We start from the raw sequence: 13,113 nt of genomic DNA, 5'->3' as shown, positions 1-13,113 counted from the left end.
CCATGACAAGCTCCGCGTCTTCGGTTTCCACCTGCTCCAGCCACCCGAGGTTCAGCCATGCACGTCAGCTATTCGGTCTTCACGGAAGTGCGCTTCTGGATCATGGTGGCCGTGTCCGTCGTACTGCCGTTCTCGATCTACGGCGTGCTGATCGCCAAGCGTGCGATTTCGCGTTTCACGGTGCTGGTCCTCGGGTTCACGCTGGTCGCGATCGCGGGGATCGATGTCTTCTTCCTGCAGCGGCTGGCGACCCTCGCGAGCGCGACGCCTTCCCTCGCGGACGACGTCTTCTTCGTCTCGGAAGTGCGGGTGGCGCTCTACCTGCTGCCCGCGCTCTTCGCGGGCCTTGGCATCAACGTGATCTCGCACGTCCTGACGACCCATCTGGCTGCCGCTGAAAAGCGCTTCAACGAACAGCACGCGGACCCGGCAGCCGGTCCGGAGCTCTAGCGGGTCAGAACGACTCCCAGTCGCCGCCTGCTGCCACGGCCGCGGGGGCGGCCTTCTGCGCCGGTGCCGCGGCCTTCTTGACCACCGGCGCAGGCTTTGCCGGCACCGCGCGCTGTGCGACGGCCATCGGGCGATGGCCCCGGCTGTCCAGCTTGAACACACTCACCGTTTGCGAAAGGCTGCCGGCCTGCTCCTGCAGCGATGCAGCAGCGGCTGCGGCTTCTTCGACCAGCGCGGCGTTCTGCTGCGTCACCTGGTCCATCTGCGTGATCGCCTGGTTGATCTGCTCGATGCCCGAGGTCTGCTCCTGGCTCGCCGCTGTGATCTCGCCCATGATGTCCGTCACCCGCTTTACGCTGTCGACGATCTCGTCCATCGTGCGGCCCGCTTCGGCGACCTGCTTGCTGCCTTCTTCGACCTTGCCCACCGAGTCGTCGATGAGGGTCTTGATCTCCTTGGCTGCAGCTGCCGAGCGCTGTGCGAGGTTGCGCACTTCAGAAGCCACGACTGCAAAGCCACGGCCTTGTTCACCGGCACGAGCGGCTTCGACCGCCGCGTTCAACGCCAGGATGTTGGTCTGGAACGCGATACCGTCGATCACGCCGATGATGTCCACGATCTTGCGCGAGGACGCATTGATCGAGCCCATGGTGTCCACGACCTGATTCACCACGCTGCCACCGCGCACCGCCACTTCCGAAGCCGACACCGCAAGCTGGTTGGCCTGGCGCGCGTTGTCCGCGTTCTGTTTCACGGTGCTGGTGAGCTCTTCCATCGACGCTGCGGTCTCTTCGAGCGAGCTTGCCTGCTCTTCGGTGCGCGACGACAAATCCTGGTTGCCCGATGCAATCTGCGAGCTGGCCGTCGATACGTTGACGACCACACCCTGAACCTGGCGCAGCGAAGACTGCAGCGCGGTGCGCATCTGGTCGAGCGCTTGCAGGAGTCGGCCGGTTTCATCGGCGGCATAGCTCGTTTGCGGCGCGCCGGTCAGGTCCATGTCGGCGATGGCCTGGGCCATCGATTCGGCACGACGCAGCGGACGCGTGATGCTGCGCGCGAGGAACCACGCCATCGCGCCGCCCAGTGCCAACGAAAGCGCGGTGCAGACCATCAGCAGCGTGCTCGTCTGCGCACGCAGGGCCTGTCCGCGCTCGGCGGCAGCGTCGAGTTCGGCGCGCTGCAGGTCCACCATCTTCTGCACGCCGGCGAGGTAGCTGACGGAAGTCGGCTCGAAGCGCGCGGTGAACACGCGGTTCGCACCTTCGAGGTCGCCTGCGAGCTTGAGCTTGCTGACTTCTTCGCGCGCCGCGAGATAGTCCTTCCGCAGTTCGCCGACCTTCTCGAAGAGGGCGCGCTCGTCCGGCTTGACCATCTGGCCTTCGATGAATTTCTGCAGCTCGTTCGTGTCCTTGATCGAGGCCGCGGTGGCCGGCGCGAAGTAGGCGATCAGGCTCGGGTCGCTGCTCTTGGCGATCGCCGCCGCGCGCTGCACGCCCGAAGTCGTGTGGCGCAGCCAGTCGGAACCCGCGCGCTCGGTCTTCACGTTGTCGTTGACCATGCGGTCGATCTCTTCGCCCAGGCGCTGCAGCTTCAGCACCGCGAACACGCTGCTGGCGAGGAAGAGGGCAAGAATGGCGCCAAGCACGAGGGCGAGACGCCGGCCGATCGATATGTTGCTCAAGGACATGGTCGTGATTCCGGAAGATGCGATGGGAAGTGCGCAGGCTGCGCATTCGCATATCGGCTGGAATCCGCCGAACTTGAGCAGGGGAAGAGAAACGGAGAGCGCATTGCGCGCCCTCCGGCCCGGGAACCGGGACTTGGAAGCTCAGGGGCTTAGAACTTGTACGTCACCGCAAGGTACGGAACGATCGGGTTGAGCTTGAGACCCGCTTCGCTCGCTGCCACCGGCACGCCCAGGGCGGTCGTGGTCAGCTTGGCCGTGGTGCTCAGGCGGATGTACGACACCGAGAAGGACATGCCCCAGTGCTGGTCGAACTGGTAGGCCGCGCCCACGTTGAACACCGGCGCGAAGGTGCTGTCGAGCTTGGCCGTGGTCGACGACGCAGCCGCCGGAATGCCGACGCGGCTCGCGAGTGCGCCCTGGAGCGTCGGGGTGAGCTTCACGTCGCTGTACCAGACGTAGGTCGCACCGAGGCCCACGAAGGGACGCAGCTTGGCTTCGCCGTCATTGAAGTAGTACTTGGCCAGGATCGTGGGGCTCCACTGGCGCGCTTCGCCCATTTCCCCGATCGGCGCCAGCGTGCCGGTGCCGTAGAGCTTGAACTTCGGCGGAATGCCGATCACGCCTTCGGCCGCCCAGTGGCTGTCGAAGAAGTAGGTGGCGCTGAGACCCAGCGTGTCAGAGGTGCCGGCGTCCGCGCCGGAGCCCGGGACCACGGCCGCGACCGGCGAGGTGAAGGTCAGGGGCTTGCTCGAATCCTGCGGTGCGAAATGGAGCCAGCCGGCGCCGATTTGCCAGTCACCAGCCTTTTGCGCCAAGGCGCTGCCGGAACCGAGAGCGGCAACAGCGGCCAGCGCAAACAGTTTTGTCTTCATCATGTAAGAGTGAGTTGAGGGGAAGGGGAACCCCATATGATACGTATGCGTTTAATTGGTTCGACGCACGTGTCACATAGGCTACAACAAAGGCAAGGCCATTTTGTAAGCACCCACTCTCGATGTGAAGGTTTGCCCCGGTCACTCAAATTTTCGGACGAGCCGCCGATATCAAGGCTGGTTCTCCAGGGATCTTCTTACCAAAGATCATTCGGCCCGCTGCGTGCGGGCCTTCTTTTTGGGCGAACCTGCCACGGTCACGGTCATTCGGCGCGCCACTCGACACCTGCGTAGCGGCGGGCTTCGGCCTGACGTGCCATGCGGCCTTGCCGGAAGAAGCTTGCCCAGTCGCTGCGCTGCCGCGCGGCTTCGATCTCGACCGGATTGCCGGCCACCGTGACCAGCTTCAGCGCGTCCTCGTCGGCCAGCGCGCTGATCGTCTGGAGGAAGCGGATCTGGCAGTCGCCGACGCCGATCGCATCGCCGTTGCGCAGCGTGCTTTCTCGGATGCGCGACTGGTTCACGAAGGTGCCGTTGCGGCTCGCCATGTCGAGCACGACGTAGCGGTCACCCATCCAGCGGATCGCCGCGTGATGCCGGCTCACGCCGAGGCTGTCGATGTGGAGGCCGCAGTTGGGGTCGCGGCCGATCGTCGTGATCGGCCCCTTGAGGTTGACTTGCCGCACGCTGCCGTGCCGCGTCAGAACGATGAGTCTGGACATGTGCTTCTCGCTGTAAGTGGTTGAACGTGTAGTGCTTTTCGGCGCGTCCAGCCGGTTTTGAAGCGTCCCGATGGGGGAGTGCGGCAACTTTCCGCAATCCGCGCCTGTAACATGCGCCGCAACAGGAGCGAACATGATCGGAAGACTCGGAAGATTCCTTGCCTTGGCCCTTGCCCTCGTGCTCACCGCTTGCGCCAGCACTGCGACCGTCAAGACCGACTTCGACCCGAACGCGCGCTTCGGCAACGACCGCACCTACAGCTGGATCTCCGGCGACGACGGCGGCGCGTTGGTGCCGCAGGTCATCATCTCCGGCATCGATTCGCGACTGCAGGCCCGCGGCTGGAAACGGGTGCCCGAGAACGGCGAGATCCGCGTCTCCGCCCATGTCACCCGGGTGAAGGGCCAGAACTTCAACAACTTCTACAGCGGCATCGGCCACGACCTCAACTGGCTCGGCATCGGAAGCAACTGGCCGGGCTACGTGACCATGTCCACCGACGACTACGAGAAGGGCGCGCTGCTGGTCGACATGTTCGATGGCGGCACCAAGCGCGCCATCTGGCGCGGCAGCGCGAGCGGGGTGCTGCCGGACGATCCGTCGCGGGTGAATGCGAGCGTGCAGGCGGCGCTCGACAAGCTTTTCGCCGGCTTCCCGCCTGGCGGCGGTTCAGCGCGCACGCGGTGAAGCGCGCAGCCCCAGGCTAGCTGCCGGGCTGGCAGGCCGCGCGGATGATGCGCTCCGTGGGGTTGGGTTCGACGTCGCGGAACAGCATCGGCTGCGGGTTGGCCGAGTAGTCGGTCTTCTTGATCGGCGGGCCTTGCCAGAGCGGCTGCGGATAGAAGGTCGCGAACGTATAGCCGGCCTTGCGCGCGCGGCAGTCGAAGACCACCTTCGACTCATAGGAGCGGTAGGGCACGTTCTCCCAGTTGAAACGCTGCCTCGCGCGGCTGACCCGCACGTTCATGGTCTTGAACTGGCCCTCGACCTGGGTGGCCACGGGATCGACCTGCACCGTGTCCATCGACGGATCCGCGGGATTGCCCGTCACGGTGAACCATTGCGTCGGCGCTGGAGGCGGGACCTGCGACTGTGCCTGCACATTGCAAGCCACGATGCTGAGCAACACGAGCCGCCGTCTCAAGTCCGATTCCTTTGCTGGCCGAAGAAGCGAGCGATTCTAGCCAGCGGTCCCCGGGCGACCGCCCGCGCGTCAATCGAGGCGAATCACTTCCGAATCAACCTGATCGGCGTGCAGCCTTGCCACCTGGTCGGCACGACGCATCAGCACGGCGCGCTGGTTGATGTAGCCCTTGTCTGTGATCTCGCCCGCATCGATGTCGGGCGGGGCGCCCAGCACGATGGCGCGCACCGGGCACTGCGACGAGCCCGCACCTGCATCGCGCATGTCGCGCATCACGCGCTGCAGCGCGGCATGCAGTTCCTCGCGCGGCCGGGATGCCGCCTGCGGGCTCGGGAACACCAGCATGCCGATCTCCGCGCGGTCGTGCCCGGTGATCACGATGTCCTGCGCCAGCGGCGCGAGGCGCGACACCAGTTCGACACGCAGCGTGCCCACCGACACCCAGGTGCCGCTGGACAGCTTGAAGTCTTCCGCCACGCGGCCGTTGAACATCACGCCGCGTTCGGGCAGCTCGGTATGAACCAGGTAGCCCGCGTCGCCGATGCGGTAGTAGCCCTCCTCGTCGAATGCCTCGGAGGTCTCGCGCGGCCCGTTGCGGTAGCCGGGGAACACCGACACGCCCTTCACGCGCATCTCCAGCTTGTCGCCGTTGGGCACCAGCTTGAGCTCGAGCCCAGGCAGCGGCGCGCCGATGCAGCCCGCACCGTCGAGCCGCCAGTGCGCGGTCGTGATCGCGGGCGACGTCTCCGTTGCGCCCCATGAGGTCGTGAGCCACAGCGGCCGCGTCGGCCGAGCCCGATGCGCCACGGCCTCCAGCCGCTCCCATGTCGACGGCGCCAGCGCCGCCGCGGCGTAGAACACCAGGCGCAGGCGAGAGAGCACTTCAGTTGCGAGCGCCTCGTCGGCCTCCAGGAAGGGCAGCAGCATGTCGTAGCCGCGCGGCACATTGAACAGCAAGGTCGGCCGCACCTCACGCAGATTGCGCACCGTCTTCTCGATCAGGCCGGGCGCGGGCCGCCCTTCATCGATGTAGAGCGCGCCGCCATGGCTCAGCACCATGTTGAAGTTGTGGTTCGCGCCGAAGGTGTGGCTCCATGGCAGCCAGTCGACCAGCACCGGCTTCTCCTGGTCGAGGAAGCGCCAGGTCTGCGCCATCATCTGCTGGTTCGCGCACAGCATGCGGTGCGTGTTGATCACCACCTTCGGCTTCCCGGTGGAGCCGGAGGTCAGCAGGTACTTGGCATGGTCGTCCGGCAGGATCGCATCGAAGGCCTGCATCACCGATGGCGTTTCTTCCGTCTGCAGGAGCCGTTCGAAAGGGATTGCACCGGTGTGCGCATCGGCGTTGCGGCTGAAGACCGTGATCGCATCGACGCCGCTCCCCGCGAGCGAAGGGCCGTAGACCTTCGCGTCGGATGCGTAGATCACCGAGGGCCCCAGCGCGCGCAGCATGCCGTGGAGCCGCGAAGGGTCCTTGGCCATGCGCGAATAGGCACTCGACAACGAGCATGCGGTGCGCCCGATGTGCATCGTCGCGAGCATCAGCACCGCATGGTCGATCGCGTTGTCCGACAGGATCACCACCGGCTTGTCCTTCGGCACGCCCAGGTGCAGCAGTGCCTGCGCGACGGATCCCACGGCGCGGCGCAACTCGCCATAGCTGAGCTTGCGCCAGCCTTCGCCACTTTCATCACGCTCGGCCAGAGCGAGCGCATCGGGCGTCTCGCGCGCCCAGCGTTCCAGCCAGTCGCCGATGCATCGCGCGTACGGCCTCAGCGCTACGGGCGAACGCAGGATGAACGAGCCATCGTCCAGGTCGATGCGAACCGTGCGCGGCGGTGCGATCTGGCTTTCGTCTTCGAAGAAGGCGGGGGTGGTCATGTCTTGTCTCCTCGGCGGTCGATGCCGCTTCGCTTGTTATTCGAGTGTGCCGGTGGAGGCCTTGTCGCGAATCAGGTTCATCAGCAGGGTGTCGCGTGCGGCTTCGAGGTCTGCAGTGCGTCGCGGGCCGAGTTCGTCGGCGACGCCCGCGGTCACTCTCTGCTTGAGATCCGCCGTCATCGAAGGCGCTCCGAGGTCATGCCACCAGTCTTCGATCGGCCCGCCGAGATGGTCGAGCACATGCGCGATGCCACCCGCGCCGCCCGAGAGATGCAGGTTCATGAAGGGCCCCATCACCGCCCAGCGCAAGCCCGGGCCGTGAGCGATCGCGGTGTCGATGTCGGCCACCGAGGCCACACCCTGGTCCACCAGGTGGAAGGCTTCGCGCCACAGCGCAGCCTGCAGCCGGTTCGCGATGTGTCCTTTCACCTCGCGCTTGACGTGGATCGGCCGCTTGCCGATCGCGGTGTAGAAGGCCATCGTCCGCGCAATGGCATCCGGCGACGTGCGTTCGCCGCCCACCACTTCCACGAGCGGGATCAGGTGCGGCGGATTGAACGGATGGCCGAGCACCACGCGCTCCGGGTGCTTGCACTGCGCCTGCACGCCGCTGATCGCAAGTCCCGATGAGCTGGACGCCAGGATCACATGCGGCCGTGCGGCTGCATCCATGCGACGGAACAACTCGGCCTTGATGTCGATGCGCTCGGGGCCGTTCTCCTGCACGAAGTCCGTCTGTGCGACCGCGTCTTCGAGTTGCGCGTGAAAACGCAGGCGGTCGGTTGATGCGCCCTCGGCGAGGCCGAAGCGCTCGAGCGTCGGCCAATGCTGCGCCACCGCTGCGCGCAGCCGCTCTTCGGCACCGGGGGATGGGTCCGTCGCATCCACGTCCAGCCCGCGCGCGAGGAAGTAGGCGGCCCAGCTTGCCCCGATCACGCCCGTGGCGACGACCGCCACGCGTTTCACATCACTCGTCGAAGTGTTCATGGTGGCGCTCCTGCGTTCAGCGCGGCGCGAACTCGGGGCGCGGCAGTCCGACGCGCGGCAGGCCCATCATGTCGCGGGCCTCGGCGGGCGTCGCGGGTTCCATGTCCATCTCGCGGATGATCCGCACGATGCGCTCCGTCAGTTGCAGGTTCGTCGCCAGCTCGCCGTGGCGGTAGTAGAGGTTGTCTTCGAGCCCGACGCGCGCATGGCCGCCCAGCAGCAGGGCGCTGATGTTGGCTTCGAGCTGCGAAGGCCCGATGCCGCTCACGCAGAAGATCGCGCCCTTGGGCAGCGTGTCCACCATCATCTGCAGGTGGCGTGGCGAGAAGGGCATCGCGTTCTGGAAGTTGCGGTGCACGTTCATCACCAGGTTGATGAAGTACGGCTCTTCGTCCAGCCCTTCGTTGATCAGCGTCGTCGTGTCCTGAAGGATGTGCGTGGGGCTGAACACTTCCCACTCGGGCTTGATGCCGCGCGCCTTCATGCCCGCCGCCAGTTCGCGGCCCTTGCTCAGCGGCGTGTCCATCAGGATCTCGCGGCCTTCGAAGGAGAGGTTGAGCGTGGTCGCATCCAGCGTGCACATTTCCGCGCCCGCGTCCATGCCCTTGATGCGCTCCTCCCACGCGATCTCCCAGCGGTTGCCTTGAAGCGGCTTCACCATGTCGCCATGCACGCCGCCGCCGGTCGAGTTGTTGATCACGATGTCGCAGCCTGCATCGCGGATGCGCGTGTTGATCTCGCGGTAGACCGCGGCATCGCAGGTCGCACCGTCGTCGGGACGACGCGCGTGGATCGCGGCAACGCTCGCGCCGGCTTTCCAGCAGCGGATCACGTCTTCAGCGATCTCTGCGGGCTGCGTCGGCAGGTGGGGGTTCTGGGACTTGTGCGCCATGCCGCCGGTCGGGGCGATGGTCACGATCACTTTGCGCTTGGACATGGGCTATCTCCTGTGGGACAGCGCGGTATTATTTTTGGCCGCCTTCGCCCTGACAGTCATCGCGATGACATTTCGGATCAGGGATAACGAGGCGCAGGAGCCCCCATGCGCAACAAGTCCGCAGCCGAGAGACAAGCGGCCAGCCTTTCCCTGACCATCCCGCGCCTGCTGGCGCTCTCCGGCTGGTTTCCGCAGCTCGACGGCGAGTCGCAGGCGCGCGTGCTCGACGAGATGCGCGAGGAGCCCGTCGCGGCCGGCGCCGCACTGTGCCGGCGCGGCGAGGTGCCGCTGCACTGGTACGGCACGCTCGAAGGATTGCTCAAGTGGTCCGTCACCTCGGACGATGGCCGCTCCGTGACCTTCGGGGGGCTCACGGTCGGCAGCTGGTTCGGCGAGGGCACGTTGCTTCGCGCCGTGCCTCGCTCTGCGGACATCATCGCGCTGCGCGACAGCCGCGTGGCCGTGATGCCGCAGGACACCTTCGAGTGGCTGAACCGGACGCAGATGAGCTTCAACCACTTTCTGCTTGCGCAGATCAACGAGCGGTTGCACTGGTTCATGGGCAACTACGCGGCGCATCGCCTGCTCGACGCCGACAGCCAGGTGGCGCGCGCGCTGGCGGGGCTGTTTCATCCGTGGCTGCATCCGCTCGGGCAGAAGCACCTGGAGACGTCGCAGGAGGAGATCGCTGCGTTGTCGGGTCTGTCGCGGCAGCGCTGCAACGCGGCGCTCAAGCGGTTGAGCGATGCGGGACTGCTGCGCATCGAGTACGGCGGCATCACCGTGATCGACGTCGAAGGCCTACGCCGGTTCGGCGATCGCATCTAGCGTCAGAGGCAGACGTATGCGGGGCACGTGCCCTCGGGAAAGAGCTCCAGGTCCAGCGTCGTCCCGGGGTTGATCACCAGCCCCATCCCCAGCGGGAGCGCCCGCAGCACGTCGCGGCCCTTCATCACGATGGCGTGCGGTGCGACGGAAGCGAAGTCGCCGATGCGGCACTTGTCGGTGAAGCAGGCCATCATCATGTTCTGCTCCCTGGAGAGCAGCAGCGGTCGGAATGGCGAACCGTGTTCGACCATCTTCGTCCGGCTGGCCACGATCAGCTCCGAATCGGCGAATTCCCGGAGCAGGTCTTCCATCGTCAGCGAGCCGCACCGCGCGTGCGACAGCACCAGTTCCAGCGAGTTGTTGAGGTCCATCCTGGTGCTCCTGCGATGGATCGTGACCTCATTGGAAGGTGACGCGATCGGCGATGAGCACGCCTTCGGCAACGCGGCTGCCTTCGACCATCACCCGCACCTGCGCGCCGAGGTTCGCGGCGGTGCCGTTGACGAAGCTCACGCCCGGTCCGCTGGCGTCGATCGGCTGTCCCTTGATGCGGAAATCGGCGATCGAGTTGAAGGTCGATATCTGCCCGGTCAGGCTGAACGACGGCTGCCCGCCGGTGCCCGGCACGAGCCGGATCTTGAGGGTGCTCGCCTGCAACACCCCGTTCGAGAGTACGCCGCCCACGATCACCCCGACGCCGTTGCCCACCGAGTTTGCGGGGCCGCCGGACACCTTTGCCGCGGACGCATCCACACGTACGCCCAGCACGCGCAGTGAATTGAGCCCCGCGAAGTCGGTCACCACGCCGGCCAGCTGCAACTGCGTGCCATTGGCGATCGGGGCCGGATACCACCATTGCACGGCGCTCGCGACGAGCAGGTTCGCGCCGATCGTGTTCGCCCGCACGCGCACGAGCACGCCGTTGGCGAATGTCCCGCCGTTGCCGCCCGTCACGGCGGCCTGGCTGTAGTCGATCACGTAGCCGCCGATGCTGAAGCGCCGCATCGCGGTGTCGAGGTTCTGCACCGCGCCGCTCAGGATCGGCGTGCCGCTCGCATGCACTTCCACGCGCGTTGCGCGCAGGCTGCCCGGCGTGGAGGGAAGGCCCCACACCTGCAGCGTTGCGCCGGTTGTCACATCGGTGATGCCGTTCGAGTCGGCCCATACGGTCGCGGCGTCCGTCGTGACCGTGGTGCCGAGGATCGTGAAGCTGGCCTGCTGCGCATTGACCGAAGTCACCGGTCCGCGCAGGTCGATGGACGATTCGACCCGTTTCGCACTGCCCATCGTGAGGTCGTTGTCGAACGGCCCGATCACCTTCGCAGTCATGCCGAGCTGCAGGCCCGGGACATCGTCGAGCGCCACCACCGCGCCGTCGGTGTTGTAGCGGACGCCATTGACCAGAATGCTGCCGGCGCCGTCCACCGAGCCGATGCCGGTCGCGTCTGCCGTGCTGACCCCTGTGCCACCCGAGCCGACGCCGGAGCCGTCGTCGCCACCTGCCACCGATGTGCCACCGCTACCGTTGGCGGAGCCCGTATCACCCGGCCCGCTGCCGCCGCCTGCGGGGGAGACCGTCCTGTCCAGCAGCGACTGCTGCGCTGACGTATTGGCGGGCGCCGCTCCTGGTGCTCCTGCAGCGCCTCCGGCGGCGATCGGCATGACGCCGCCCCCACCACCGCCACCGCCGCAGGAAACCACCACCGCCACTACCAGCGCCAGGCAGATATCGCGCAAACAAGTCTTCGTCATGGTCGTCTTTCCTTGGGCGGAGCAGATGCATCCGCAGCAGCTTCGGAAGCCGGCGCGGGACCTTGTTCGAAGTAGGCATAGATGCCGATTCGCATCCGCGCCGACGCAGACTTCGGCGCTTCGGTGAAAGCATCGGTCAGCTGTTGCGTGAGTTCGTGATGCAAGGCATTCCATCGCGTGCGCGCGAACTGGTGGATGCGCTCGCAATCGTCCAGCGCGATGCCCTTGGCGAACACGGAGCGCTCGAGGAATGCCGGCTGCCCACCGAGGGTGTTCGACACCGCCGCGAGCAGGTGGTCGCGCGCGTTGTCGCCGAGAAAGGCCAGCATGCTGCGCATGTCCTGCGCGGGCACGAAGCCGTCGGCATCGAGTTCAGCGAAACCGTCCTCGCTCTCGGTCACCATGCCGAGTCGCACCAGCTCGTCGAGCACCGCGCGATGGTGCACGTTGCCGCGGCTGGCCTTGCGCGCGACCGCTTCGAACGAAGGGCCGCGCGCGACCGCGTTGATCGGCAACCTCCGCCGTGAAGGATCGTCGGTGCACATGCGCAGCCACAGCGTCACGGTCTTCGCGGGCGCGGACATCTCGGAATAGGGAAGGTGCTCCATGGTCTCGCGCACGATCGAAGTCACGACCTTGCGATTGAGACCCGTCGTGAGCGAGATCTGGCTGAGGTTCGCTTCAGTGCCCTTCTCGCGCCAGGTGCGCTGCGCCTCCTCGACAAGCAGGCTGCGCAAGAGCTCGTCGAGCTGCGCATGCTTGACGCCCATGCGCACCGCAAGGCGCACGAGCGGGCGCATCACGCGCGAGCAGGCCGCGAGCACCCAGTCGAGCTGGCCCTCCGCGAGCTGCACGAGCTTCGCGGAAGGCAGAGCCCTTGCTCGGCCTCTTGAGGCACCGGTCGCTCTCACGGCTTCCTTCGTCATGCAGCCCACCATGTTGCGGCGAGTCGTTCTCCTGCCTTGGCGACGCGTACACGAAGTTCAGTTCCCGTCCGACAGGATTGCTTCGACGCTCATTGGAGAACACACTCTCGAGATGTGATTTTTTCACATCGACGAAAGCGAGGAAAGTCCTATGCCTTCTATCCATGCTGTCATCTCTGGTCGTACACGCGGGCATCCGCTGTTCATCGCGCACCATGCCTTCGTTGAATTCGGTCGGGCTGCGCCGCTGCAAAGCGCATGGGCGAACGAGCCGGCCGACCTTGCATCGTCATCGGCACCCGTCGCGTTCGCAGGATTCCTCGATCTCATGCGATCGACAGCCAAGGATGACGGAGGCGAAATCTGTGAGGAGTGCAAGACGCTCAACCGTGCGGGCGCGCGCTATTGCAAGGGCTGCGAGCACAAGCTCCCGGCGTACTACTCCTGCGCCAATGCGCGCGCGCCGATGGTGCTCAGGCATCGGCGCGAACGGACAGGCAACCGCACCCTGGCGTGGGATCTCGCGGCGGTATGGGTGGTGATGAGTTCGCTCGTATTGATTACGGCTTTCATTCCCGTCAGATGACGCGCGCAATGACGCATCCCAAGCAGGAGGGATGCGTCGCCAGCTCCTGGGGTCTACCGTTCGCGTCACGTATTCGCGCGCGTCAGCGATCAGCCAAGGAGCATCACCATGAACCAGACTTTCACAGCTTCACCCACGTTGTCGCTCCTCGTCCACTACAAGTACAGGAACGGGATCTACAACTTCAGGGGCACCGAAAACGCATTGGCGGCCGCAAGGGCGGAGAACCCGGGCAGGCAGGTCACAAAGGACCCGTTCGACTCGAAGCTCATCCTCCCGGGCGAGTCCTGGACCTTGCCGAACGACACGGACGTTGTCGACACGCGCGGCTAGGACG

At 65.9% G+C, this 13,113-nt stretch carries 15 protein-coding genes; 5 read left to right on the top strand and 10 right to left on the bottom strand.

Annotation, left to right across the window (positions count from 1 at the left end; all coding sequences use genetic code 11):
- Nucleotides 1-57: 57 nt before the first annotated feature.
- Nucleotides 58-450, top strand: a complete 393-nt coding sequence (locus FHW64_RS23655; RefSeq protein WP_184530671.1) for a hypothetical protein — start codon at nt 58-60, stop codon at nt 448-450.
- A 4-nt stretch (nt 451-454) separates the two neighbouring features.
- Here FHW64_RS23655 and FHW64_RS23650 read toward each other — a convergent pair whose 3' ends face one another.
- The 3 genes from FHW64_RS23650 to FHW64_RS23640 all read right to left on the bottom strand — a co-directional run bounded on the left by FHW64_RS23650 (nt 455) and on the right by FHW64_RS23640 (nt 3,734).
- On the bottom strand, nt 455-2,140 hold the full coding sequence (locus FHW64_RS23650; RefSeq protein WP_184530670.1) for a methyl-accepting chemotaxis protein: 1,686 nt from the start codon (nt 2,138-2,140) through the stop codon (nt 455-457).
- 149 nt (nt 2,141-2,289) lie between these two features.
- Nucleotides 2,290-3,012: an OmpW family protein gene (locus tag FHW64_RS23645; RefSeq protein WP_184531098.1), complete on the bottom strand. Its 723-nt coding sequence runs from the start codon at nt 3,010-3,012 to the stop codon at nt 2,290-2,292.
- A 263-nt stretch (nt 3,013-3,275) separates the two neighbouring features.
- Nucleotides 3,276-3,734 (bottom strand): FHA domain-containing protein, encoded by a 459-nt coding sequence (locus FHW64_RS23640; protein WP_184530669.1) that lies wholly within the window; start codon nt 3,732-3,734, stop codon nt 3,276-3,278.
- Between the two features lie 133 nt (nt 3,735-3,867).
- Here FHW64_RS23640 and FHW64_RS23635 point away from each other — a divergent pair, with 133 nt between their 5' ends.
- A complete protein-coding gene (locus FHW64_RS23635; protein ID WP_184530668.1) occupies nt 3,868-4,422 on the top strand; it encodes a DUF4136 domain-containing protein in 555 nt (184 codons plus the stop codon).
- Between the two features lie 16 nt (nt 4,423-4,438).
- Here the strand turns inward: FHW64_RS23635 and FHW64_RS23630 are convergent, their stop codons facing one another.
- The 4 genes from FHW64_RS23630 to FHW64_RS23615 all read right to left on the bottom strand — a co-directional run bounded on the left by FHW64_RS23630 (nt 4,439) and on the right by FHW64_RS23615 (nt 8,684).
- The gene (locus tag FHW64_RS23630) at nt 4,439-4,879 is read right to left on the bottom strand and encodes a surface-adhesin E family protein (protein ID WP_184530667.1); all 441 of its coding nucleotides are present in this window, start codon (nt 4,877-4,879) and stop codon (nt 4,439-4,441) included.
- Nucleotides 4,880-4,948: 69 nt separating this feature from the next.
- Complete coding sequence (locus tag FHW64_RS23625) at nt 4,949-6,760, bottom strand: feruloyl-CoA synthase (protein ID WP_184530666.1); 1,812 nt, start codon at nt 6,758-6,760, stop codon at nt 4,949-4,951.
- Between the two features lie 36 nt (nt 6,761-6,796).
- Nucleotides 6,797-7,747 carry a 3-hydroxyacyl-CoA dehydrogenase NAD-binding domain-containing protein gene (locus FHW64_RS23620; protein WP_184530665.1) on the bottom strand — a complete coding sequence of 317 codons (951 nt, stop codon included), beginning with the start codon at nt 7,745-7,747 and terminating at the stop codon, nt 6,797-6,799.
- Nucleotides 7,748-7,763: 16 nt separating this feature from the next.
- Nucleotides 7,764-8,684: a 3-keto-5-aminohexanoate cleavage protein gene (locus tag FHW64_RS23615; RefSeq protein ID WP_184530664.1), complete on the bottom strand. Its 921-nt coding sequence runs from the start codon at nt 8,682-8,684 to the stop codon at nt 7,764-7,766.
- 105 nt (nt 8,685-8,789) lie between these two features.
- Between FHW64_RS23615 and FHW64_RS23610 the strand changes: the two genes are divergently transcribed.
- A complete protein-coding gene (locus FHW64_RS23610) occupies nt 8,790-9,512 on the top strand; it encodes a Crp/Fnr family transcriptional regulator (protein ID WP_184530663.1) in 723 nt (240 codons plus the stop codon).
- Nucleotides 9,513-9,514: 2 nt separating this feature from the next.
- Here the strand turns inward: FHW64_RS23610 and FHW64_RS23605 are convergent, their stop codons facing one another.
- Genes FHW64_RS23605 through FHW64_RS23595 form a run of 3 tightly spaced genes read right to left on the bottom strand, consistent with a single transcriptional unit; the run spans nt 9,515 to nt 12,190 of the window.
- Nucleotides 9,515-9,883: an SseB family protein gene (locus FHW64_RS23605; RefSeq protein WP_184530662.1), complete on the bottom strand. Its 369-nt coding sequence runs from the start codon at nt 9,881-9,883 to the stop codon at nt 9,515-9,517.
- 28 nt (nt 9,884-9,911) lie between these two features.
- The gene (locus FHW64_RS23600) at nt 9,912-11,264 is read right to left on the bottom strand and encodes a DUF5666 domain-containing protein (RefSeq protein ID WP_184530661.1); all 1,353 of its coding nucleotides are present in this window, start codon (nt 11,262-11,264) and stop codon (nt 9,912-9,914) included.
- Nucleotides 11,261-12,190 carry a DUF6502 family protein gene (locus FHW64_RS23595; protein ID WP_221210471.1) on the bottom strand — a complete coding sequence of 310 codons (930 nt, stop codon included), beginning with the start codon at nt 12,188-12,190 and terminating at the stop codon, nt 11,261-11,263. The genes FHW64_RS23600 and FHW64_RS23595 overlap by 4 nt, the downstream gene beginning before the upstream one ends.
- A gap of 151 nt (nt 12,191-12,341) precedes the next feature.
- Here FHW64_RS23595 and FHW64_RS23590 point away from each other — a divergent pair, with 151 nt between their 5' ends.
- Together FHW64_RS23590 and FHW64_RS23585 are read left to right on the top strand one after the other, a co-directional pair.
- Entirely contained in the window at nt 12,342-12,776 is a 435-nt protein-coding gene (locus FHW64_RS23590) for a hypothetical protein (protein WP_184530660.1), read from the top strand.
- Between the two features lie 108 nt (nt 12,777-12,884).
- A complete protein-coding gene (locus tag FHW64_RS23585; protein WP_184530659.1) occupies nt 12,885-13,109 on the top strand; it encodes a hypothetical protein in 225 nt (74 codons plus the stop codon).
- The last annotated feature ends 4 nt before the right edge of the window (nt 13,110-13,113 follow it).

The sequence above is a fragment of the Variovorax sp. Sphag1AA genome (assembly GCF_014192575.1).
In the GTDB taxonomy this organism is placed as follows: domain Bacteria; phylum Pseudomonadota; class Gammaproteobacteria; order Burkholderiales; family Burkholderiaceae_C; genus Variovorax.
This window is presented reverse-complemented; position numbering and strand designations above follow the sequence as displayed.